At 71.9% G+C, this 21,920-nt stretch carries 19 protein-coding genes; 9 read left to right on the top strand and 10 right to left on the bottom strand.

Translation table 11 applies throughout. From position 1 onward, the window contains the following. Nucleotides 1-239: 239 nt before the first annotated feature. The 5 genes from ACIBEF_RS12945 to deoC all read right to left on the bottom strand — a co-directional run bounded on the left by ACIBEF_RS12945 (nt 240) and on the right by deoC (nt 5,567). A complete protein-coding gene (locus tag ACIBEF_RS12945; RefSeq protein ID WP_396793583.1) occupies nt 240-1,145 on the bottom strand; it encodes a M56 family metallopeptidase in 906 nt (301 codons plus the stop codon). A gap of 9 nt (nt 1,146-1,154) precedes the next feature. Continuing rightward, nucleotides 1,155-1,628 carry a BlaI/MecI/CopY family transcriptional regulator gene (locus ACIBEF_RS12940; RefSeq protein ID WP_355009492.1) on the bottom strand — a complete coding sequence of 158 codons (474 nt, stop codon included), beginning with the start codon at nt 1,626-1,628 and terminating at the stop codon, nt 1,155-1,157. A gap of 725 nt (nt 1,629-2,353) precedes the next feature. Further along, nucleotides 2,354-3,178: an aldehyde dehydrogenase family protein gene (locus ACIBEF_RS12935; protein WP_396793582.1), complete on the bottom strand. Its 825-nt coding sequence runs from the start codon at nt 3,176-3,178 to the stop codon at nt 2,354-2,356. After that, nucleotides 3,171-4,601: an aldehyde dehydrogenase family protein gene (locus ACIBEF_RS12930; RefSeq protein ID WP_396793581.1), complete on the bottom strand. Its 1,431-nt coding sequence runs from the start codon at nt 4,599-4,601 to the stop codon at nt 3,171-3,173. The genes ACIBEF_RS12935 and ACIBEF_RS12930 overlap by 8 nt, the downstream gene beginning before the upstream one ends. 6 nt (nt 4,602-4,607) lie before the next feature. Further along, nucleotides 4,608-5,567: a deoxyribose-phosphate aldolase gene (gene deoC / locus ACIBEF_RS12925; protein WP_387350992.1), complete on the bottom strand. Its 960-nt coding sequence runs from the start codon at nt 5,565-5,567 to the stop codon at nt 4,608-4,610. A gap of 133 nt (nt 5,568-5,700) precedes the next feature. On the opposite strand from deoC, the gene upp reads away from it, so the two are divergent. Next, nucleotides 5,701-6,333 (top strand): uracil phosphoribosyltransferase, encoded by a 633-nt coding sequence (gene upp, locus ACIBEF_RS12920; protein WP_355009488.1) that lies wholly within the window; start codon nt 5,701-5,703, stop codon nt 6,331-6,333. A 73-nt stretch (nt 6,334-6,406) separates the two neighbouring features. Further along, nucleotides 6,407-7,084, top strand: coding sequence for a GPP34 family phosphoprotein (locus ACIBEF_RS12915; RefSeq protein ID WP_355009487.1), 678 nt, complete (start codon nt 6,407-6,409; stop codon nt 7,082-7,084). Between the two features lie 163 nt (nt 7,085-7,247). Here ACIBEF_RS12915 and ACIBEF_RS12910 read toward each other — a convergent pair whose 3' ends face one another. Together ACIBEF_RS12910 and ACIBEF_RS12905 are read right to left on the bottom strand one after the other, a co-directional pair. Then, nucleotides 7,248-8,912, bottom strand: a complete 1,665-nt coding sequence (locus ACIBEF_RS12910) for a phospho-sugar mutase (protein WP_396793580.1) — start codon at nt 8,910-8,912, stop codon at nt 7,248-7,250. 48 nt (nt 8,913-8,960) lie between these two features. Continuing rightward, nucleotides 8,961-11,030, bottom strand: coding sequence for a protein kinase (locus ACIBEF_RS12905; protein ID WP_396793579.1), 2,070 nt, complete (start codon nt 11,028-11,030; stop codon nt 8,961-8,963). Between the two features lie 206 nt (nt 11,031-11,236). On the opposite strand from ACIBEF_RS12905, the gene ACIBEF_RS12900 reads away from it, so the two are divergent. Continuing rightward, on the top strand, nt 11,237-12,820 hold the full coding sequence (locus ACIBEF_RS12900) for a methylmalonyl-CoA mutase (RefSeq protein ID WP_396793578.1): 1,584 nt from the start codon (nt 11,237-11,239) through the stop codon (nt 12,818-12,820). A gap of 481 nt (nt 12,821-13,301) precedes the next feature. Next, nucleotides 13,302-14,561 carry an amidohydrolase gene (locus tag ACIBEF_RS12895; RefSeq protein WP_396793577.1) on the top strand — a complete coding sequence of 420 codons (1,260 nt, stop codon included), beginning with the start codon at nt 13,302-13,304 and terminating at the stop codon, nt 14,559-14,561. Here ACIBEF_RS12895 and ACIBEF_RS12890 read toward each other — a convergent pair. Next, on the bottom strand, nt 14,518-15,480 hold the full coding sequence (locus ACIBEF_RS12890) for a DUF4349 domain-containing protein (protein ID WP_396793576.1): 963 nt from the start codon (nt 15,478-15,480) through the stop codon (nt 14,518-14,520). The genes ACIBEF_RS12895 and ACIBEF_RS12890 overlap by 44 nt on opposite strands. A 93-nt stretch (nt 15,481-15,573) precedes the next feature. On the opposite strand from ACIBEF_RS12890, the gene ACIBEF_RS12885 reads away from it, so the two are divergent. From ACIBEF_RS12885 to ACIBEF_RS12870, 4 genes are all read left to right on the top strand, one after another. Continuing rightward, nucleotides 15,574-16,206: an MBL fold metallo-hydrolase gene (locus ACIBEF_RS12885; RefSeq protein WP_396793575.1), complete on the top strand. Its 633-nt coding sequence runs from the start codon at nt 15,574-15,576 to the stop codon at nt 16,204-16,206. 4 nt (nt 16,207-16,210) lie between these two features. Then, a complete protein-coding gene (locus tag ACIBEF_RS12880) occupies nt 16,211-17,194 on the top strand; it encodes a hypothetical protein (protein WP_396793574.1) in 984 nt (327 codons plus the stop codon). A gap of 104 nt (nt 17,195-17,298) precedes the next feature. Further along, complete coding sequence (locus tag ACIBEF_RS12875) at nt 17,299-18,033, top strand: hypothetical protein (protein ID WP_357188423.1); 735 nt, start codon at nt 17,299-17,301, stop codon at nt 18,031-18,033. A 62-nt stretch (nt 18,034-18,095) separates the two neighbouring features. Further along, a complete protein-coding gene (locus tag ACIBEF_RS12870; RefSeq protein ID WP_396793573.1) occupies nt 18,096-19,058 on the top strand; it encodes a GNAT family N-acetyltransferase in 963 nt (320 codons plus the stop codon). Between the two features lie 71 nt (nt 19,059-19,129). On the opposite strand, the gene ACIBEF_RS12865 is transcribed toward ACIBEF_RS12870, so the two are convergent. Further along, nucleotides 19,130-19,585 carry a gamma-glutamylcyclotransferase gene (locus ACIBEF_RS12865; protein ID WP_396793572.1) on the bottom strand — a complete coding sequence of 152 codons (456 nt, stop codon included), beginning with the start codon at nt 19,583-19,585 and terminating at the stop codon, nt 19,130-19,132. A 106-nt stretch (nt 19,586-19,691) separates the two neighbouring features. On the opposite strand from ACIBEF_RS12865, the gene ACIBEF_RS12860 reads away from it, so the two are divergent. Next, nucleotides 19,692-21,095, top strand: a complete 1,404-nt coding sequence (locus ACIBEF_RS12860; RefSeq protein ID WP_396793571.1) for an NAD(P)H-quinone dehydrogenase — start codon at nt 19,692-19,694, stop codon at nt 21,093-21,095. Here the strand turns inward: ACIBEF_RS12860 and ACIBEF_RS12855 are convergent. Further along, nucleotides 21,068-21,706, bottom strand: a complete 639-nt coding sequence (locus ACIBEF_RS12855; RefSeq protein ID WP_357206019.1) for a DUF998 domain-containing protein — start codon at nt 21,704-21,706, stop codon at nt 21,068-21,070. The genes ACIBEF_RS12860 and ACIBEF_RS12855 overlap by 28 nt on opposite strands. Between the last annotated feature and the right edge of the window lie 214 nt (nt 21,707-21,920).

The following is a 21,920-nucleotide window of genomic DNA, read 5'->3' as shown; positions in this document are numbered from 1 at the left end:
CCACCCCATCGATCTTGGAGTGGTGACAAGGTCCCCGTTAGTGCACAAACCAGGCACCACAACCCCCATGATCAACCCGACCGGGCCGCGATCTTGCAGTTTCTGTCCCGGCAAAGGGCACATACAGTGCTTATCGACGACCGAAACCGCAAGATCGGCGGGGCGGGCCGACGGGGGGTGCGAGGGCAGGGACGGCGGTGTGGGGGCGGCGGGTTGCCGCCCGAGGTGCCCGGCGGGCGTCAGCTCAGGAAGAGGGTGACCGGGAGGGCGACCAGCGTGGCGGCGACCGCGAGGGCGGTGGCGCCGAGCACCCGGGGCGGCCGGTCGCTGACCAGCAGGCGCTGCACCCGTACGTCGAGATCCCGGTCGCCCATGCCGAGCGCGCCGGCCGGGGTGATCCGGTGCCCGGCGGCGGCGAACCGGCGCAGCGCACCCGCCAGCGGCGCATCGGCGTGCAGCTCGCGGGCCTTGTCATCGGCGCGCATCTCGACCAGTAGGGCGACCCGCTCGTGCGCGTCGCGCACCCAGCCGAACCACGGCAACGCCCGGCACAGCGCGGTGAACGGCAGCAGCACCAGATCGTGCCGCTCGTGGGCGTGCGCACGCTCGTGGCTGAGAACCGCGGCCAACTCGGCCCGGTCCAACAGGCTCAGGGTGCCGGCGCTGATCACCACCTGCGGCTTCACGCCCGGCAGGCAGTACGCGGCGGCGCTCGGATGATCCAACACCAGCGCGCCCGGCGCGGCCGGGTCGTTCCGAGCGACCAGGGAGAGCAGGTCGCGGTGGCGACGCTGGGCGCGTACGGTGCCGTGGATGCTGCGAACGGTCGTCGTGACCAGCACCGCCCCGATGCCGAAGCCCACGCCGACGCCGGCCAGGTGGAACGTGCCCACCCCGATCGGCAGGGCGCCGTGGGCGAGGTCGTTGGCCAGGGCGAGCAGGGCGCTACCGGTCGACCGGTCGTACGCGCTCAACCCGAGCGCCATCGGCAGGCCCATCGCCGAGAGGCCCAACGCCAGCCCGACGGCCTGCCAGCAGACGATCGCCACCCGCGGGCTGCGCCACGTCCAGGTGGAACGGGCCAACACCTGGGCGGTCAGATAGCAGGCCAGCATCGTGGCGGCGAAATGCACGGCGTAGGCCATGGCGCGCCCCTACCGCTCCGCTGTCTCGCCGGCGGCTCGCCGGCCCGCCGGCCCGTCCACCCGGTCGGTCAGGGCGTCGGCCCTGCCCGCGTCGCCGCCGGTGGAGCCCGGCCCGGTCAGGCCGGCTTCATTGCCCAGAGCTGCTCGCAGCACCTCAGCCTCGGTGCCGGTCACCGAGCGGGCGAAGCGCACCAGCGCGGCGTCCCGGCTGCCACCCAGGTCGAGGGCGTCGAGCATGAGTTGAGCGATGTGCGCCTCGCGGCTGGCCGCCGGACGATACCGCCAGGCCCGACCCTCCCGCTCTCGTTGCACCATGCCCTTGCCGGCGAGCCGGTCCAGCACTGTCATCACAGTGGTGTACGCCAGCTCGCGGCCATCGAGCGCGTCGGCCACCTCGCGCACGGTCACCCCGTCCGACGTGCCGGGAACCACGTCCCACAGCACGTCCATCACCGCACGCTCAAGATCGCCCAACCGAGTCACAAACCAATCCTACCCCCGGTAGTAGACCCCCACCCGCCCGTCCCACCCACCCACCCACCCGTCCCCACCCGCCCACCCACCCACCCACCCTCGCCCTCGCCGCCAGCGATCATGGGATTGACCGGGCCGAAAGAGATCAAAGCCCCTGCCAACCCCATGATCACCAGGGTGAGATCCGCGGGGACAGGACAAGCGCAGGACAAGCGCAGGACAAGCGCAGGACAAGAACAGGGATGTTGCTGCCTCCGAGGCGCTGGAGGCAGCAACATCCCTGAAGTTGCCGTGGATCCTGACGGGCCGCCAACAGCGGACCCGGATCAGCACGCCAGCGGACCGGGCGGCCCGGGCAGCCCTGGGCGGGCGGTGCGGGGCGGACCCGGGCGGACCCGGGCTGGGCGGTGCGGGGCGGGACCCGGGCGGCGCCCTGCGGGCGGACCCGGGCGGTGCGGTGCGGACCCGGGCGGGGCGGTGCGGCGAGGTCAGTCGACGCCCCGCTGACCGGCAACCCGACCCGAGGCATAACCCCCGAGCTGACCCACCCCGACGAACCCGGCCCACGTCAGGTTTTCCGGGGGGAGCCCGCCCACGCAGGGATCAAGCCTGACCGCCCGGAGTGGGCGGGCTCCCACCGGAAAACCGCCACCGGAAAACCGCCACCGGAAAACCGCCACCGGAAAACCGCCACCGGAAAACCGCCCCGAAACCACAAGGCCGAAAGAAGACGATCACACCCCCTTCGGGTGCCACACCGTCTTCGTCTCCAGCAGCGCGGTCATCGGCGCCACCCCCGGGTCACCGGTCCAGTCGTGGTCGGCCGCGGCTGGCCGGAGCACCCGCTTGAGGTTGTCCGCCGCCTTGACCTCCAGGTCGGTGGCGAGCGCGGCGTCGGTGACCCCGGTCAGGTCGATCGCGTTGACGTCCATGTGCGCGGCCAGCGTCGGCGCGGTTTCGGTGATCGCGCCGGTGAGGATGTTGACCACACCGCCGGGCAGGTCGGAGGTGGCCAGCACCTCGGCCAGCGTCACCGCCGCCAGCGGTTCGCTCGGGGATGCCGCCACCACCACCGTGTTGCCGGTGACGATCGCCGGGGCGATCACGCTGACCAGGCCGAGCAGCGCCGGGCGTTCCGGGGCGACCACTGCGACCACGCCGGTCGGCTCGGGCGCGGAGATGTTGAAGTACGGGCCGGCGACCGGGTTGGCGCCGCCGTACACCTGGGCCACCTTGTCGGCCCAGCCGGCGTACCAGACCCAGCGGTCGACAGCGGCGTCCACCTCGTCGCCGGGGATGCCCAGGGCGACGAACTGTTCGCGGCGGCCCTCCAGCATCTCGGCGGCCCGGTAGAGGATCTGACCCCGGTTGTACGCGGTCGCGCCGGCCCAGCCCTTGACGGCGGCGCGGGCGGCGACCACCGCGTCCCGGGCGTCCTTGCGGGAGGCCAGTGACACATTCGAGGACTGCACGAGATACGACCGTCCCGACTCGCTGCGCGGGAACTTCCCGCCGATGAAGAGCTTGTACGTCTTGCGTACCGCGACCCGCTCAGACATTGAGGTACCCCTCCAGCCCGTGCCGGCCGCCCTCGCGACCGTAGCCCGACTCCTTGTAACCACCGAACGGCGAGGTGGGGTCGAACTTGTTGAAGGTGTTGGCCCAGACCACGCCGGCGCGCAGCCGGTCGGCCATCCACAGGATCCGGGAGCCCTTGTCGGTCCAGATCCCGGCCGACAGCCCGTACGGCGTGTTGTTGGCCTTCTCCACGGCCTCGGCCGGGGTGCGGAAGGTCAGCACCGACAGCACCGGGCCGAAGATCTCCTCGCGGGCGATCCGGTGGGCCTGGGTGACACCGGTGAAGATGGTCGGCGCGAACCAGAAGCCCCGGTCGGGCAGGTCGCACGGCGGTGACCAGCGCTCGGCGCCCTCGGCCGAGCCGGCGTCGGACAGCTCACGGATCCGCTCCAGCTGGGCGGCCGAGTTGATCGCGCCGACGTCGGTGTTCTTGTCCAGTGGGTCACCGACCCGGAGCTGAGCCATCCGTCGCTTCAGCGAGTCCAGCACCCGGTCGGCCACGTTTTCCTGAACCAGCAGTCGGGAGCCGGCGCAGCAGACGTGCCCCTGGTTGAAGAAGATGCCGTTGACGATGCCCTCGACGGCCTGGTCGATGGGTGCGTCGTCGAAGACGATGTTGGCGGCCTTGCCGCCCAGCTCCAGGGTGAGCTTCTTGCGGGTGCCGGCGACGGAACGGGCGATGGCCCGGCCCACGTCGGTGGAGCCGGTGAAGGCGACCTTGTCCACGCCGGGGTGCTCGACGAGCGCACGGCCGGTGTCGCCAGCGCCGGTGAGGATGTTGACCACACCGGCCGGCAGCTCGGCCTGCTGGCAGATCTCGGCGAAGAGCAGCGCGGTCAGTGGGGTGGTCTCGGCCGGCTTCAGCACCACCGTGTTGCCTGCGGCCAGCGCCGGGGCGATCTTCCAGGCCAGCATGAGCAGCGGGAAGTTCCACGGGATGACTTGCGCGGCCACGCCGATGGGGCGCGGGTTGGCACCGAAGCCGGCGTGCGGAAGCTTGTCGGCCCAGCCCGCGTAGTAGAAGAAGTGCGCGGCGACCAGCGGCAGGTCGACGTCGCGGGACTCGCGGATCGGCTTGCCGTTGTCCAGCGACTCCAGGACGGCCAGCTCGCGGGAGCGCTCCTGGATGAGCCGGGCGATCCGGTACAGGTACTTCGCCCGGTCCCGGCCCGGCATCGGGCCCCAGACCTTGTCGTACGCCCTGCGGGCGGCGCGCACCGCGCGTTCCACGTCCTGGGCGCCGGCCTCGGCGACCTCGGCCAGCACCTCCTCGGAGGCGGGGTTGATCGACTTGAAGCTGCCACCGTCGGTCGGGTCGACGAACGTGCCGTCGATGAACAGCCCGTACGAGGGTTTGAGGTCCACCACCGAGCGGGACTCGGGGGCGGGGGCGTATTCGAACATCGGCTATCAGTCCAGGGTGAAGTAGTCGGGACCGGAGTAGACGCCGGTCGTCAGCTTGGTGCGCTGCATCAGCAGGTCGTTGAGCAGGCTGGACGCGCCGAAGCGGAACCAGTCCGGGTCGAGCCAGTCCGGGCCGACGGTCTCGTTGACCATCACCAGGTACTTGATCGCGTCCTTGGTGGTCTTGATGCCACCGGCGGGCTTCACGCCCACCTGCCGCCCGGTAGCTTCGCGGAAGTCGCGCACCGCTTCCAGCATCACCAGGCTCACCGGCATCGTCGCCGCGATCGGGACCTTGCCGGTGGAGGTCTTGATGAAGTCGCCGCCGGCCAGCATGGCCAGCCAGGAGGCCCGCCGGACGTTGTCGTAGGTGGCCAGCTCGCCGGTTTCCAGGATCACCTTGAGATGGGCGTCCCCGGAGGCTTCCTTGGTGGCCACGATCTCGTCGTAGACCTCCTTGTACCGCCCGGCCAGGAACGCACCTCGGTTGATCACCATGTCGATCTCGTCGGCGCCGGCCGCGACGGCGGCCCGGGTGTCGGCCAGCTTGATCTCCAACGGCGCCTGACCCGAGGGGAACGCGGTCGCCACGCTGGCCAGGTGCACACCAGAGCCGCGCAGCACCTCGGCCACGTGGGGGACCATCGCCGGGTAGACGCAGACCGCGCCGACGTGCGGGCAGGATGGGTCGGCCGGGTCCGGACGCAGGGCCTTCGCGGCGAGCGCGCGCACCTTGCCCGGGGTGTCCGCCCCCTCCAGGGTGGTGAGGTCGACCATCCGGATCGCCAGGTCGATCGCCTGGGCCTTGGCGGTGGTCTTGATGGAGCGGGTGCCGAGCTGTGCCGCCCGCTGCTCCGCGCCGACCTGGTCCACGCCGGGCAAGCCGTGCAGGAAGGTCCGCAGAGCGGTCTCGGATCGTCCCAGCTCGGAGAGCTCCGACCGGGCCGACGTCGTTGTCGCCGTCATGCCGAGAAGTCTACGCACGAGACCGCCGAGTGATCTTGCTCACGACCGCTCGGTGACGTTCCGACGTGAGCGGCGTCCCTGGTCCGACCGCACCCGCACCGTCGCGCGGTACGGACCGGTAGGTTGAGCGATCGTGGACGTACACGTCATTGACCACCCGCTGGCCCAGTCAAGGTTGACCGCCATGCGGGACGCGCGCACCGATTCCTCGACGTTCCGGGCGGCGCTGCACGAACTGACCACCATGCTGGTGTACGAGGCGGCGCGTTCCTTCCCCGTCGAGCGGTACCCGGTGCAGACGCCGGTCACCGGCACCGAGGGCACCCGACTGGCCAACCCGCCGCTGCTGGTCCCGGTGCTGCGCGCCGGGCTGGGCATGGCGGACGCCGCGCTGGGTCTGCTGCCCGAGTCCTCGATGGGTTTCGTGGGCCTGGCCCGCGACGAGGCGACCTACGAGCCCCGCGCGTACATGGAGTCGCTGCCACGCGACCTGGCCGGGCTGCCGGTGCTGGTGCTCGACCCGATGCTGGCCACCGGTGGTTCGCTGGAGCACTGCTGCCAGTTGCTGGCCGACCGCGGCTGCACTGACATCACAGTGCTCTGTGTGCTCGCCGCCCCGGTCGGCATCGACCGGCTGGAGCGCTCCGGCCTGCCGTTGCGCCTGGTCACGGCCTCGATCGACGAGGGGCTCAACGACCACATGTTCATCGTTCCCGGCCTCGGCGACGCCGGCGACCGCCAGTTCGGTGGCATGCCCCGCTTCTGACGGGAGACCCGGTCGGTGCCGGGTCCGGCGGGGTCCGTGCACGGGGTGCGCGGACCCGCTACCGTCTCCGGCCATGACTGGTGTTGCGCTCGCCGAGGAGTTGCTGCTCCTCGCCTACGACGACACGACCGGCAAGGCGACGATGCCACGGATCAGCCTGGACCTGGGCATGGCCGCCGCGGTGCTGGTCGAGCTGGCCCTGACCGGCCGGATCGCGTACGCCGACGGGTCCCTGGCGGTGATCGACCCGACGCCGACCGGCGAGCCGTTCAGCGACGACGTCCTCGGCCGGATCGCCGCCGACACCCCGCACAGCCCGGCGTCCTGGGTGCAGCGTCTGCGGCACGGCCTGCGCGACCGCATCCTCGCCGACCTGTGCCGGCAGGGCGTCGTCCGGGACGTCGACGAGACCGAGCTGGGTTTCATCCACGTGCACCGTTACCCGGTCGTGGACACCTCCGTCGAGGCGGAGACCCGGCAGCGGCTGGCCGAGGCGCTGACCGGCGCGGCAGCCCCGGACGAGCGGACCGCCGCGCTGGCCACCCTGGTGGTGGTGCTCCGGATGGAGTCCGCGCTCGGGGTGAGCGGCGAGGCCGCCGCCGACGCCCGCCGCCGGCTGACGGAGATAGCCACCGGCGCCGGGTTCTCTGGCGAGGTGAGCACCGACGACTCGGTGGTCCGCCCGTCGGTCGGCCTGGTCGTCGCGGCCCTGGCCAAGGCCGTCGACCAGGCCCTCGGCAAACGCGCCTGACGGTCGGACCCGGCACGCCCCTGCCGTCCTTTGCTCTGCACCCGAAGATGCACCACGAGCGGCCGGCGCTTGGCGTCGGCCGCATGCCGGCCCCCCGATGGCACATGGCGCATCCGCGGGTGCAGAGCAAAGGGAACGTGCCGGGTGGATGGGTCCTGCGGCGTCAGATGCCGAGAGCGGCGCCGATCTCGGCCCGCAGCGCGACGACCGCCTGCGCCGCCCGGCTGCGGGCCGCCGGGACGTCACCATCCGTGACCGGCTCCACCACCTCGAGGTACGCCTTGAGCTTCGGCTCGGTCCCGGACGGGCGGATCACCACCCGGGCCACCGCGGTCCGCAGGATCACCACGTCCGACTCGGGCAGCAGGTCCCGGACGCTGTCCACCGGCTGCCCGAGCAGGGTGGCCGGGGTGGCCGCCCGGATCCGGGCCATCGCGTCGGTGATGACCCGCAGGTCGTCCACCCGGGCGGAGAGCTGGTCCGTGTGGTGTACGCCGAACTCGGCAGCCAGCTCGTCCAGCCGGTCGGTCAGCGTGCGACCCTGCGTCTTCAGGCCGGCGGCCAACTCGGCCACTGTCAGCGCGGCGGTGATGCCGTCCTTGTCCCGCACGTGTTCCGGGGCGACGCAGTAGCCGAGCGCCTCCTCGTAGCCGAAGACCAGCGGCGCGCTTCCTCCGCCGGCCCGCACGATCCACTTGAAGCCGGTCAGCGTCTCGTCGTAGGGCAGGCCCCGCGCCGCGCACATCGCCCGCAGCAGTGACGACGACACGATGGTGGTGGCGTAGAGCCCGGTCACCCCCCGGCGCATCAGGTGATCGGCGAGCAGGACGCCCACCTCGTCGCCCCGCAGCATCCGCCAGCCGTCGCGGTCCCGGACGACCACCGCGCAACGGTCGGCGTCCGGGTCGTTGGCGATGGCGAGGTCCGCCCCGGTGGAGTCGGCCAGGGCGATCAGCCGGTCCACCGCACCCGGCTCCTCCGGGTTGGGGAACGACACGGTGGGGAACGCCGGGTCCGGCTCGGCCTGGTCGGGCACCACCCCGGGGGTCGGGAAACCAGCGCTGGCGAACGCGGCGGTGAGCACCGCCGCGCCCACCCCGTGCAGCGGGGTGTACGCCACGGTCAGGTCCCGTGGCCCGTCCGGGTCGATCACCGCGGTGGCCCGTTCGACGTACGAGGCGACCAGGTCGTCGCCGAGCACCTGACCGGGCTCGCCCAACGGCACCTGGGCCAGCGGCCCGACCGATCGGATGGCGGCCTCGATACCGGCGTCGGCGGGTGGCACGATCTGCGCGCCGGCGCCCAACTCGCCGCCCAGCTCGGCGCCGAGGTAGACCTTGTAGCCGTTGTCCTGCGGCGGGTTGTGGCTGGCCGTGACCATCACGCCGGCGACACCGCCGAGGTGCCGCACGGCGTACGCCAGAACCGGGGTGGGCAGCGGGCGGGGCAGCACCAGCGCCGGGCGGCCAGCACCGGTCGCCACCTGGGCCGTGCGCTCGGCGAACTGCCGGGAGCCGTGCCGGGCGTCGTACCCGATCACCAGCGGGCCGGTGCCCCCCTGGGCCGCGAGCCAGGTGACCAGGCCGGCAGCGGCCTGGGTGACCACGGCGAGGTTCATCCCGTTCGGGCCGGCGCGTAGCGGGCCGCGCAGGCCCGCCGTGCCGAAGGTCAGCGGGCCGGCGAACCGGTCGGCCAGCTCCGGGCCGCTCGCCGGGAGACCGTCGATCACCGCCGTCAGCTCGTCCCGGCTGGCCGGGTCGGGGTCGTCGGCCAGCCAACGCCGGGCTTGCTCACGAATGTCGTCGATGTCAGTGCTGTCCGCCGCCATGCCTCTTGATAGCACGGCGACGGATCACCCCTGTGGGTTCCCTCCGGCTCAGCCGTTCCCGGTGAGCTGGAAGGTCCGTGCCATCTCGTCGAAGATCGCCTTGCTCTCCGCGAACTTGGCGTCCGTGGCGGTGAGGTAGAACGAGTACGCCTTGCCGTCCTGCGCGACGCCCCGCCAGACACCGTGCCGCATCGCGTCACCCGCGCCGCAGGTGTACTCGAATTCGGCTGCCGGCTTGCTGGCCAGTTCGGTCTCGGTGGAGGAGATCTGGTTGTACGGCTTGACGCAGGACGTGCTCCGGGTCTTGAGGCCGTTCTCGGCCGTCTCGGCCCACCGGACGGAGCTGCTGGTCCACTTCTCGGTGATGATGCGGACCTTGCGGCCGCTGTCGGCCGGGTCGATGTAGTCGGTGTACGAGCCGCCGGTGGCCTTCTTCCAGCCCTTCGGCACCATGACCTGGATTCCGCGGGCCGTGTGCTCCTGCATTTCGACAGTGGGGGCCGCCGGGGCGGACGTGGTGGGCTGCGCGGCCGGTGTGCTCGGCGGGGCGTCGTCGCCGCCGGAGAGCGCCACCGCGGTGAGCAGCAGCACGAGGACCAGGCCGCCGGCCGCGGCGAGCTGCACCTTGCGCGGCCAGCCCTTGACCGTGGTGACGAGCTGACCACCGGTGGCCCGGGCCTTGTCCAGCGCGCTGCCGCCCGAAGCGGCGGGCGTGGTCGCCCAGGGTTGGCCGGTGCCCGGCACCGACCACTGGTTGCCGCCGCCGTAGGTGCCGCCGACGCGCTGGGTGGCCTCCGGTGCTGCGCCGCCGTACCCGACCTGCTGGGTGGCATCGGCGGGGCTGCCGTAGCTGACCCGCTGTGTGGCGTCGGGGTGCCCGCCGGCGTCCACCCGCTGGGTGGCGTCCGCGTTGCCGCCGTAGGTGCGCCCGGCGGCCGGTCGGCCCGTCGTCGGCATCGCGCCGGTCGGCGTGTGCAGCGGGCCGGCCAACGCGTCGGCGCTGGTCTCGTCGAGACCCCCGGTGGTGCCGGCCGGGCGAGCTGCCGCCTGCGGGCGCTCGCCCCGGCGCAGCGACGCCAGCCGGTCGGTCAGGGACTCGCCCGGGGCCAGCATCGCCTTGCCACCGATCTGGCTGTCCGGCTTCGGCTCCGGCTGGGGCGGCGGGAGGACGGGGATGGGGCGCTGCTGCACCGGCACCACGGCGTACGGGTCGGTGACCGAGTGCACGGCCGTCGCGGTGCTGCCCAGCGGGCCGGCGAGCAGTTCGCGAAGCATGGCCCGGGAGGTGTGCACGTCGAGTCGGCGTGCCGGGTCCTTCTCGAGCAGACCCATCAGCACCCGGGTCAGCGGGCCGCTGCGCTGCGGTGGGGCGGGCGGGTCCTCCACCACGGCGTGCATGGTCTCGATCGGGTCGCCCTTGTCGAACGGGGGGCGCCCCTCGACAGCGGTGTAGAGCGTCACACCCAGCGAGAAGAGGTCACTCGGCGGCCCGAACTCCTGGCCCATGGCCCGCTCGGGCGAGATGAAGTGCGGCGAGCCGAGCACCATGCCCGGGGTGGTGAGCTGCACGTCGGTGGGCATCCGGGCGACCCCGAAGTCGGTCAGCACGCAGCGCCCGTCGGTGCAGATCAGCACGTTGGCGGGTTTGACGTCGCGGTGCAGGACGCCGATCGCGTGCGCGACCTCCAACGCGCCGAGCAGCGCAATGCCGATCTTAGCGACGGCCCGGGGCGCGACCGGCCCGTCCTCGATCACCATGTCGGCGAGGCTGCGGGCGTCCAGCAGCTCCATCACGATCCACGGCCGGCCCGCCTCGGTGACCACGTCGTACACCTGCACCACGGCGGGGTGCTGGATGGCGGCGGCGGCGCGGGCCTCGCGCAGGGTGCGTTCGTACATCGCGTCGCGGTCGCTGGGGGCCAGCCCCGGGGGCAGGACGACCTCCTTCACCGCCACGTCACGGCGCAGCAGGGTGTCTGTGGCGCGCCACACCGTGCCCATGCCGCCGTTGCCCACCGAGGACCGCAGCGAGTACCGGTCACCAATGGTGGTGCCGGGCGCCGCTCGTCCGTTGGCGGGACTGACTGGTCCGCCGCTCCACGTCGGGATCTGAGTCACAGAAAAGCCACCGGGGGAAATCGAGGGGGGCTGGGACACAACCCCCCTATCTTGCTGGTTCCGACGCCGGATGCGAAAGCCGACGCGGCGGACGTTTGTCGAAGTCGACAGAACGTGCCCTGTCGTTCACCTGGTGTCGACCGGTCGGGACGCACTGTGCGGTATCCCTCACCCGACGACGTGGCCAGGCGTCCTACCATCCGGGGATGAACCAACGGCGGTCAAGTGAGTCCGGTTTTCCGATCAACGGCGTCTACACGGAGGCCGACCTTCCGGAGGACCTGGACTCCCGGCTCGGCAGCCCGGGCGAGTTTCCGTACACCCGGGGTGTCTACCCCACCATGTACACCTCCCGCCCGTGGACGATGCGCCAGTACGCCGGCTTCGGCACCGCCACCGAGTCCAACGCGCGGTACCACCAGTTGTTGCGGGCCGGCACGATGGGCCTCTCGGTCGCGTTCGACCTGCCGACCCAGATGGGCTACGACTCGGACGAGCCGATCGCGCACGGCGAGGTCGGCAAGGTGGGTGTCGCGATCGACTCCATCGAGGACATGCGGCTGCTCTTCGCCGACATTCCACTGGACAAGGTGTCCACCTCGATGACCATCAACGCGCCCGGTTCGGTGCTGCTGCTGCTCTACCAGCTCGTCGCCGAGGAGAACGGGGTGCCGGGCACGGCGCTCAACGGCACCATCCAGAACGACATCCTCAAGGAGTACATCGCCCGGGGGACGTACATCTTCCCGCCGAAGCCGTCGCTGCGCCTGGTGGCCGACACGTTCGCGTACTGCCGCAGCGAGGTGCCGAAGTGGAACACCATCTCCATCTCGGGCTACCACATGGCGGAGGCCGGCGCGACGCCCGCGCAGGAGATCGCGTTCACGCTGGCCAACGGGGTGGAGTACGTGCGGGCGGCGCTGGCCGCCGGGCTCGCCGTCGACGACTTCGCTCCCCGGCTGTCGTTCTTCTTCGTGGCCCGCACCACGCTGCTGGAGGAGGTGGCGAAGTTCCGCGCCGCCAGGCGGATCTGGGCTCGGCTGATGCGTGACGACTTCGGCGCCAAGGATCCGAAGTCGATGATGCTGCGGTTCCACACCCAGACCGCGGGCGTGCAGCTCACCGCCCAGCAGCCGGAGGTGAACCTGGTTCGGGTGGCGGTGCAGGGTCTGGGCGCCGTGCTCGGTGGCACCCAGTCGCTGCACACCAACAGCTTCGACGAGGCGATCGCGCTGCCCACCGAGAAGGCGGCCCGGCTCGCGCTGCGTACCCAGCAGGTGCTGGCCTACGAGACGGACCTGACCTCCACCGTCGACCCGTTCGCCGGGTCGTACGTGGTGGAGGCGATGACCGCCGAGATCGAGGCTGCCGCCGTCGAGTTGATGGAGCGGGTGGCCGACCACGGCTCGGCGGTGGACGCGATCGAGGCCGGGTTCCAGAAGCGGGAGATCGAGCAGTCCGCGTACCGGATCGCCCAGGAGATCGACTCGGGGGAGCGGGTGGTGGTCGGGCTCAACCGCTTCACGGTGGACGAGGAGGAGCCGTACGAGCCGCTGCGGGTCGACCCGACGATCGAGGCGGCCCAGGCCGACCGGCTGGCCCGGTTGCGCTCCGAGCGTGACGCCGACGCGGTGGCACGGGCTCTCGCCGATCTTCGGGCCGCCGCCGAGGGTACGGAGAACGTGTTGTACCCGATGAAGGAGGCACTGCGGGCCCGGGCGACAGTGGGTGAGGTCTGCGGGACGTTGCGTGAGGTGTGGGGGTTGTACCGCCCCACCGACCGCTTCTGAGCGTCCAGCCGCGACTGCGGCCTCGGGGCGCGCCGCGACTGCGGCCTCGGGCTGCGGTGTGTCCGGCGCCCTCAGCGGGTATCCGGTCGGTTGAGCCGGGACGCACACCCTGTGCGCCCACGGTGGGTGGGTGCGTGTGAGCGTCCTTATCCGGCTCGTTGCGCTGTGTGGTCGGCTTATTGTCGGAGTGTCAGTTCATCACCCCGACTAATGCGACAATTTGGCAACGGGTCTCCGACTGTCGACCGGGATTCGGGACCACCCCGATCGGTTACGCGTTGTAGGAGGTGAGGGGCTGATGACGGCATTCGACCGTGATCTACCTGCGGTCCCCCACCTTGACGAGCGGCCTCATCAGGGCATACGTGACTCTGCGCGGTCCGATCATTACCGTAACGAGGTTGCGCAGCGTCACCGTCGGAGGTCTAGGCTGTCTGCTGTCCCCGATGATCCATCCATTCCTAGTGATCGAGAATTCGACGTGACGAGTGCGTTGACGCTGCCCACGAGTGGCCAGCTGGCGTCGTCCTGGCCGGAGACGCCACCGGGATCCGAGCCTCTGCCCCGCGAGCTGGACCACCTTCTCGCGCTCCGGGTACCGGGGCTGATCGCTACGCGCCGTCACCTCCACTCGCACCCTGAGCTTTCCGGCAACGAGTTCGAGACGGCCGCGCTGATCGCCCGGGAGCTGTCGCTGGCCGGGCTGAGCCCGCGCCTGCTACCCAAGGGCAACGGCGTGATCTGCGACGTCAACGGCAGGCCGGACGGCCCGGTCGTGGCGCTGCGCGCCGACATCGACGCGCTGCCGCTGGACGACCCCAAGGACGTTCCGTACCGGTCGACCGTGGAGGGCGTCTGCCACGCCTGCGGGCACGACGTGCACACCTCGGTCCTGCTCGGCGTCGGCATGCTGCTGGCCCAGCTTGCCGACCTCGGTGAGCTGGACGGTCGGGTCCGGCTCATCTTCCAGCCGGCCGAGGAGATCCTGCCCTGCGGTTCGCTGGAGGTCATCGAGGCCGGCGGTCTGGACGACGTGGTGCAGATCTTCGCGCTGCACTGCGACCCGAACCTGCCGGTGGGCCAGGTCGGCCTGCGGGTCGGCCCGATCACCGCGGCCGCCGACAACGTGACCGTCCGACTCTCCGGCCCGGGCGGGCACACCGCCCGCCCGCACCTGACCGTCGACATGGTCGACGCGCTCGGTCGGCTGATCACCGAGGTTCCGGCCCTGGTCAGTCGTCGGGTGCCGGCCAACAGCGGCCTGCTGCTGGTCTTCGGCCACGCCTCGGCCGGCACCCGCTACAACGTCATCCCGTCGGAGGCGAGCGCGTCCGGCACCCTCCGGGTGATGGACCGCGACACCTGGGAGAAGGCTCCCAAGATCGTCGCTCAGGTGGTGCGGGACGTGATCGCGCCGACCGGTGCCACCGTCGACCTGGAATACCTGCGCGGCCGACCGCCGGTGTGCAACGACGCCCGCGCCATCCAGGTGCTGACCGCCGCCACCGCCGCAGCCCTGGGTCCGGACGGGATCGCCGAGACACCGCAGAGCATGGGCGGCGAGGACTTCTCCTGGTACCTGGAGTACGTCCCCGGCGCCCTCGCCCGGCTCGGAGTGGGTCGCAGCGGCCCCAACGTCGACCTGCACCGGGCGAGCTTCGACGTGGACGAGCGGTCCATCGCGGTCGGCGTCCGCGTCATGGTGCAGACCGCGTTGCGGGCACTGGCGGCGGCGCGCTGACCGGCGCGACCGGAGCCGAGGGCTTGCGCCGCCGGCGCAGCACCACCAGCAGCGCCACCAGCGGTACGCCCAGTGCCACCAGCCACGGCAGCAGTGCGCCCAGCACCGTGAGCAGGACGGTCATCGAGACGACGAACGCCTTCCAGCCGCCCCTGAGCCCGACCAGGAAACCGGTCTCGGCCTTCTCGTCGGCGTCCTTCGCCGCCGGCCCGGCCAGCGACACGGTGATCGTGGAGAGGGCGGTCAGGTCGGCCAGGCGTCGCTTCTTGGCTTCCAGCGAGGCCAGGTCGGCCTCCCGTCGACCCAACTCGTTCTCCAGCGACACCAGGTCGGTGATCGAGGTGGCCCGGGACAGCAACCGGCGGGCGCTCTCCACCCGGGCCCGCTGACTGGTGATCCGGGCCTCCAGGTCGACCGTCTCCTCGGTGACGTCCTGAGTGTTGATCTCCCGGCTCTGCTGCCGACCGAGCTTCGCGATCTCCTCCACCACGCCGGTGAATTTCGCCGCCGGCACCCGCAACTCCAACTCCGCCACCGCGTCGGCGTCGGCGCTGTGCCGCTGGTCGCCCCCGACGAAGCCGCCGGCCCGACCGGCCACCGCGGTGGCCTCGCGGGCGGCAGAGTCCACATCGTCCACCTGCACCCGCATCTTTCCGGTGTAGATGATCGCCCGCTGGTCGACCCGTAGGTCGGGTGCGCCCGCACCGGCCCCCTCCGGTGCGCCCGCGGCGGCGTCCCGGTTCACCTCACCGCCGTTGGCGGCTGGCGCCTTGGCCGCCGTGCCCGCGCTGTCCTGCGCCCCGCTGTCGCCGGCACCGCACCCCGTCAGCGCCAGGGCCGCCGCCAGTGTCGTCGCCGCCAGCAGCGCACTGCGTCGTCGTCCCACCTGTCCGTCCATCCCCGCTCCCATCGTCGTCAACCGGTGTGGCGATAGCTCGGACGCGACGCGCACGCCGGCTGGTTCCGGCAGACTGCGCTGAGGACGTCACGATTCGATAATCGAGGAGTCACGATGCGGCTCACCAAGTACGCCCACTCCTGCCTTCGGATGGAACATGACGGGGGAGTGCTCGTCGTCGATCCCGGGGTGTTCAGCGACGCAGCGGCGGCGCTGGACGGTGCGGACGCGGTGCTGATCACCCACGAACACCCCGACCACCTCGATCTGGCAGCGGTACGCCTCCAACTCGACCGACAGCCGTTCCCGATCCACGGGCCCGCCTCGCTCGGCGAGGCCCTGGGCGACGCGGCCGACGTGCTGCGCCCGGTCAGCGCCGGTGAGTCGTTCACCGCCGCCGGGGTCGCCGTGCGCGCGTACGGGGGGCGGCACGCTGTGATCCACCCCGACATCCCGGTGGTCGACAACCTCGGTTACCTGATCAACGACGTGGTCTACCACCCGGGCGACTCTCTGGTCGTGCCCGACGAGACCCCCGTCGACACGCTCTTCGCGCCGATCCACGCCCCCTGGTCGAAGTTCTCCGAGGTGGTCGACTTCATCCGCGCGGTCGCGCCGCGGCGCGCGTACGCCCTGCACGACGCGTTGCTCAACGACAACGGGTTGGGTGTGCTCGACCGGCAGTACACAGCGCTGTCCGGCACCGAGTACCAGCGACTGGAGCCGGGTAGCCGGGTGGACGTCTGACCCGATGCCCGGCCTCTCCGCGGAGCTGGTGCAGCAGCTCTACCGCACCCCACCGGACCGGTTCGTGGCCGCCCGGGACGCCGCTGTGGCCGAGGCCCGCCGGGCCGGCGACCCGACCACCGCCCGGCAACTGGCCCGGCTGCGTCGCCCGACGGTGGCCGCCTGGTTGGTGAACCTGCTTGCCATCGAACGCCCGGAGCTGGTCGCCGATCTGGTGCAGCTCGCCGACGCCCTGCGAGTCGCCCAACGTGAGTTGCGGGGGCCCCGACTGCGGGAGCTGTCAGCGCAACGCCGGGCGGTGGTCGGTGCCCTGGTCGCCGAGGTTCGCAAGCTCGCCGCTGCCGAGCCGGACGCGCCACCAGCGAGCCGGCTGCCCCTGGCCAAGGTGGAGGCGACGCTGAACGCGGCGTTCTCCGACGTCGAGGTCGCCGAGCAGGTGCGGGCGGGGCGCCTGTTGCGGGCGGCCAGCTACGCCGGCTTCGGTGAGGTGCCCCGGCCTCAACTGCGGCTGGTCACCGACGATGACGAGGAGCACGAGGAGGAACGCCCGACCCGCCGACCCGGCCCCCAACGCGGCCGTCCCGAGGCGGCACCCCGTACGGACCGGGCGGCCGAGCGTGCCGAGCAGGCCGAACGGGCCGCACAGCGGGCGGCCCGAGCCGAGCGGGCCCGGCAGCGCCGCGCCCTGGACCGGGAGTTGGCGAAGGCCCAGGCCGACCAGGAGCGGGCGGAGACCGAGCTGACCGAGGCGACCGGGCAGGAGCGCGACGGTGTGGCCGTACTCGATCGCCTTGAGGCCGAGTTGGCCGAGCTGGAGCGGCGGCGCGCGGTCGCCGAGCAGGACCTCAGCCGGGCCAGGCTCGCGCGGCGTGCCGCCGAGCGGGCAGTCACCGTGGCCCGGCGGCGCGCCGGTGAGGTCGAGGCGGCGGTCGAGGCACTGGCGGCCGAAGAGGGGGATGCGGACGCGGGCGGTGGCGCGGCAGACTGAGCATCGATGGACGACGACGAGTGTGCGCGCCGTACACGGCGAGTGGCCCCGGGTCGGGGCGTGGTCGTGGTCGCCGGGCCGGGTTGCCCGAGCGGGGCGGCGCGGTGACTCCGGAGCAGGTCGCGGCCGCCAGTAAGCCTGTCGTGCTCGACCTGGGCGACGCCTTCAGTCGGGATCCGACGACGTTGCGCCGGGCCCGACTGCTCGGCATCTCCGGCTGGGCCTTCTACATCAGCGGCCGGGCCGGCGCGCTCGGCGGTGTGCGGGCCGAGACGGCCGCCGCCGCCCTCGGGTTCATCGCCCCGGACGCGGTCGCCGACGGTTGGGACGCCGCCGCCCGGGTCGTTCCGCCGTTCGAGGTGGCCGCCGCGAGCCTCGCCGAATGCTGCCGGTGGGGGGCGCAGCAGCTCGGGCCGCTGCCCGGCACCGAGCGCCTGTCGGCGCTCGTCGAGCGGGCGGTGGTGGCGGCGGAGGCCAGTGGGATGCCGCTCTTCGCCGCGTGGCGGGCCATGCCGCTTCCGGATCTCTCACCCGGGGCTCGCAGCGCCGCCGGGCTGCGGCTGCTCCGGGAACACTTCACCGGCGCCTACCTGCTGGCGGTACGCGCGGCCGGGATGACCCCGCTGGAGGCCGTGCTGTCCGGGCCGGAGGGCGAGGCCGGGGCCGTGGCCTGTGGCTGGCCGCCGCCGTACCCGCCGATCGGGCCGTTGGTGCGCCGCCGGCTCTGGGCGGAGGCGGTGACCAACCGACTGGCCGCGCCGGCGTTCACGGCCCTCGGGCCCGCCGACGGCGCGGAGTTGGTGGAGTTGCTGCACCGCACCCGGGTCGACCTCGGCTGAGCCTCCCGTCGGCCGGAAAAATGGGCGGCGCCGGAGCGGATCGGCTGCCAGGATGTCCTGCCGTGACCCTTCCCGCTGGTTGGACGACGCGCCGACCCACCCTCGACGACGTGTCGGCGATCCTCGCGGTGGTGCACGCCGCCGACACCTTCGCCATCGGTCATCCCGACTTCGACGCCGAGGACGTCGCGGCGTCGCTGACCGCCGCCCACTTCGACCCGACCCGGGACTCCTGGCTGGCCATCGACCCCGACGACACCGTTGTCGGCTGGGCGACGGTGGACAACCCGACCGGGGTGGGCCGGGAGTTCGTGGAGGTCTACGTCGATCCGGTACGGGCCGCCGCCGTCCGCGCGCCGTTGCTGCTGCGCCAACTGGACCGCGTCGCCGAGCGCGCTGCCGAGCGGGGGCTGCCGTCACTCACCGTCCGCTGCGCGGTCTTCGCGCCGGAACGTGACTGGGAACACGCCCTGCGCGGGCTCGGGTTCGCCCTCGTCAAGCGGTACGTCCGGATGAGCCGGCCGCTGGACGACCTGCCCGACGAGCCGACCGGGCCGCCGGCCGTGACGGTGCGGCCGGTCCGTCCGGACGACGAGACCGATCTGGTGGAGTTCCACCGGATCTACGAGGACGCCTTCGGCGACACTCCGGACCACGAGCCGCTGTCGTACGAGCGGTGGCGGGCCCGGATCGGCGACCTGACCGCCTGGGACGAGTGGTTCGTCGCCGAGGTGGACGGGGTGCCGGTCGGCGCGTTGCAGTCCTCGGACCAGGCGCTCGACCAGCAGTCGGGTTGGGTGAAGAGTCTGTCGGTGCGGTCCGCGTACCGTCGTCGGGGTGTGGGTGCGGCGTTGCTGCGCCGCGCCTTCGCCCGCTACGCCGAGAAGGGGCGGCGCGCGGTCGGCCTGGCGTCGACCTCACCAACCCGACCGCCCCGCTGTCGCTGTACCGGTCGGTGGGCCTGCGGGAGACGCAGTGGACCGACATGTACGAACTTTCCGTGCCGGCGACCGGTGTGTGATTGACGACCCCGGTCCGGCCCGACCGGCGCTCCGGTCGACAGCGGTAGCACACTGGGGGCGTGCGATACGCGCTGCTACGCCGAGGCGGTGCCGGTGGGGCGGGCCCGCAGCTCGGTGACGTAGTCGTCCGGGGCGCCCGCCTTCTCGGCGGCGTTCGCGATCTCCGACAGGTACCAGGAGGTCGGCAGGCCACCCTCGTACCCGTTGAAGACGTAGATCCAGGCGGTCACGTCGCCGTCGAGGGCGGAGACCCGGACGTGCAGCTTGCGGTACGTGCCGGCGGTCACCCCCTCGATCTCGTCGAGTTGGCCCGCGTCGTAGGGGTGGATGTCGTAGAGCGCCACGAAGACCCGGTCGCCGGGAGACTCGACGAGGGTGCTCACCGCGCCCTCCCAGCCGATCACGTCCGCCCCGGCGAAGGTCAGCCGCCAGCCCTCCAGCCAGCCGGTGCCGACCATCGGCGAATGCGGACAGTAGGCGCGCATCCGGGCGGGATCGAGATTTGAGCCGTAGGCGGCGTGATGACGCACGGCGATGACGATAGCCCGGCCGACGGGTGGGGGAGAATACGACAGTGCGTGTCGAATGCGCTCGGGAGAAGAAAGTCACTGTGAGCATCAACGAAGGGCGAACGCTGTGAGCCGGATCGTGATCATCGGTGGGGGGCCGGCCGGGTACGAGGCGGCACTGGTCGCCGCCCAGCTGGACGCCGATGTCACAGTGGTGGAGGCCGACGGTGCGGGCGGTGCCTGCGTGCTCTCCGACTGCGTACCGTCGAAGACGTTCATCGCCAGCTCGGGGGTGGTCACCGGCTACCGCGACACCGAGGAGTTCGGGGTGCACTCGGACGGCCTGGAGGCGGTCACCGTCGACGCGCGCGCGGTGCACGGGCGGGTCAAGCGACTGGCCCTGGCGCAGTCCGCGGACATCCACGCCAAGCTGCTGAAGGCGGGAGTCACCTTCGTGGCCGGCACCGCCCGGCTCGGCGAGGACTCCCTCGGGCACACCCACCGGGTCGTCGTCACCCCCGCCGACGGCGCGGAGGAATACTCGATCGACGCGTCCACCGTGCTGGTGGCCACCGGCTCGACGCCCCGTCAGCTGCCCACCGCCGTACCGGACGGTGAGCGCATCCTGACCTGGCGACAGGTGTACGACCTGCCGGAGCTGCCCGAGCACCTGATCGTGGTCGGGTCCGGCGTGACCGGCGCGGAGTTCGCCAGCGCGTACCTGGCGATGGGGGTCGAGGTGACCCTGGTCTCCAGCCGGGACCGGGTGATGCCGCACGAGGACGCCGACGCCGCCTCCGCCATCGAGCGGGTGTTCCGCAACCGGGGCATGGAGATCCTCAACAACTCCCGGGCCGACGCGGTCCGGCGTACCGCCGACGGCGTCGAGGTGGAGCTCTCCGACGGCCGCAAGGTGACCGGCTCACACGCGCTGATCACCGTCGGTTCGATCCCGAACACCGCCAACCTGGGTCTGACCGAGTACGGGGTGGAGCTGGGCCGGGGCGGCTACGTGACAGTCGACCGGGCCTCCCGGACCAACGTGCCCGGCATCTACGCCGCCGGCGACTGCACGGGCGTGCTGCTGCTGGCCAGTGTCGCCGCCATGCAGGGCCGGATCGCCATGTGGCACGCGCTCGGTGAGGCGGTCCGCCCGCTGCGGCTTCGTACCGTCGCGGCGAACGTCTTCACCGACCCGGAGCTGGCCACCGTGGGTGTCTCGCAGGACGAGGTCGACGCGGGCAAGGTGCCGGCCCGGCAGGTGATGCTGCCGTTGTCCGGCAACGCCCGGGCCAAGATGGACGACCTCTCCGACGGTTTCGTGAAGCTGTTCTGCCGTCCGGCCAGCGGTCAGGTGATCGGCGGTGTGGTGGTCGCGCCGAAGGCCAGCGAGCTGATCCTGCCCATCACCATGGCGGTGGAGAACAACCTCACGGTCAACGAGCTGGCCCAGACCATCACCATCTACCCGAGCCTGTCCGGCTCCATCACCGAGGCGGCCCGTCAGCTCATGCTGCACGAGCTGGAGTGACCCGACCGGCGTGCGGGCCGGGTCAGGCTCGTCGCCACCGTCACCAGGACCGCCACCTCGGCGAGGATCAGGAGGCGTTCGGCCAGGCCGATGAGCATCCGGTCGCCGGGGTAGGCGGACCAGATCATCGCCGCCGCCAGGGCCAGGCTCAACAGGACCAGGGTGCGTAGCGTCCGGGCGGCGGGCGTCAGGTCGGGTCGGCGGGCGAGCAACCAACCGGCCACCGGCAGCGCCAGGAAGGCGATCACCGACGCGTACCGGTGCAGGTAGGCGGCGGTGGTCATGGCGGTGCCCGGCTCGTTCGTCGGCACCACGGCGGCCAGCAGCAGCCCACCCACCCACGCGCCGAGCAGCAGCTCTGCCGTTCGACCGGAGCGCGGTCGGGGTGGGCTGGCGCGGCGCAGTCCGTACAGCAACGCCACGGTGGCGAGCGCGAGCACCACCATGGCGATGTCGATGACGCCGCCGCGGTCGGAGACCGCGAAGTCGCTGATGGTCAACGCCCACGGGTTGAGGTCGTCGTTGACTTCGAGGTGGCCGATCACTGTGAGCAGCGCCGCCAGGGCGATCCCGCCCAGGGCCAGCAGGCCGGTACTCCGGGTAACAGGCATGCCTCTGAGCCTGTCGCCGCACACACCCCAGCCGAATCCGGGACAGCCACCGAAATAGTCCCCCGGGACCACCCCTAGACGAGTAAGTCCTAACGACCCCGGGGTGTGGGCATAGACGAAGGGTGTTGAAGATCTGTTTGTGACGACAGACCTCAACACCCTTCTGACCGCACTGTACGTGAAGATCGACGACTGGCTCGGGCGTCCTCGCCGG

It is taken from the genome of Micromonospora sp. NPDC050795 (assembly GCF_044456785.1).
Classification (GTDB): domain Bacteria; phylum Actinomycetota; class Actinomycetes; order Mycobacteriales; family Micromonosporaceae; genus Micromonospora.
This window is presented reverse-complemented; position numbering and strand designations above follow the sequence as displayed.

Excerpts from the sequence above, each read along its gene's own strand:
- deoC (WP_387350992.1), bottom strand. The coding sequence starts at position 5,567 with ATGACGGCGACAACGACGTCGGCCCGGTCGGAGCTCTCCGAGCTGGGA.
- ACIBEF_RS12930 (WP_396793581.1), bottom strand. The coding sequence starts at position 4,601 with ATGTTCGAATACGCCCCCGCCCCCGAGTCCCGCTCGGTGGTGGACCTC.
- ACIBEF_RS12945 (WP_396793583.1), bottom strand. The coding sequence starts at position 1,145 with ATGGCCTACGCCGTGCATTTCGCCGCCACGATGCTGGCCTGCTATCTG.
- ACIBEF_RS12915 (WP_355009487.1), top strand. The coding sequence starts at position 6,407 with ATGACTGGTGTTGCGCTCGCCGAGGAGTTGCTGCTCCTCGCCTACGAC.
- ACIBEF_RS12880 (WP_396793574.1), top strand. The coding sequence starts at position 16,211 with ATGCCCGGCCTCTCCGCGGAGCTGGTGCAGCAGCTCTACCGCACCCCA.
- ACIBEF_RS12855 (WP_357206019.1), bottom strand. The coding sequence starts at position 21,706 with ATGCCTGTTACCCGGAGTACCGGCCTGCTGGCCCTGGGCGGGATCGCC.
- ACIBEF_RS12900 (WP_396793578.1), top strand. The coding sequence starts at position 11,237 with ATGAACCAACGGCGGTCAAGTGAGTCCGGTTTTCCGATCAACGGCGTC.
- ACIBEF_RS12935 (WP_396793582.1), bottom strand. The coding sequence starts at position 3,178 with ATGTCTGAGCGGGTCGCGGTACGCAAGACGTACAAGCTCTTCATCGGC.
- ACIBEF_RS12910 (WP_396793580.1), bottom strand. The coding sequence starts at position 8,912 with ATGGCGGCGGACAGCACTGACATCGACGACATTCGTGAGCAAGCCCGG.
- ACIBEF_RS12885 (WP_396793575.1), top strand. The coding sequence starts at position 15,574 with ATGCGGCTCACCAAGTACGCCCACTCCTGCCTTCGGATGGAACATGAC.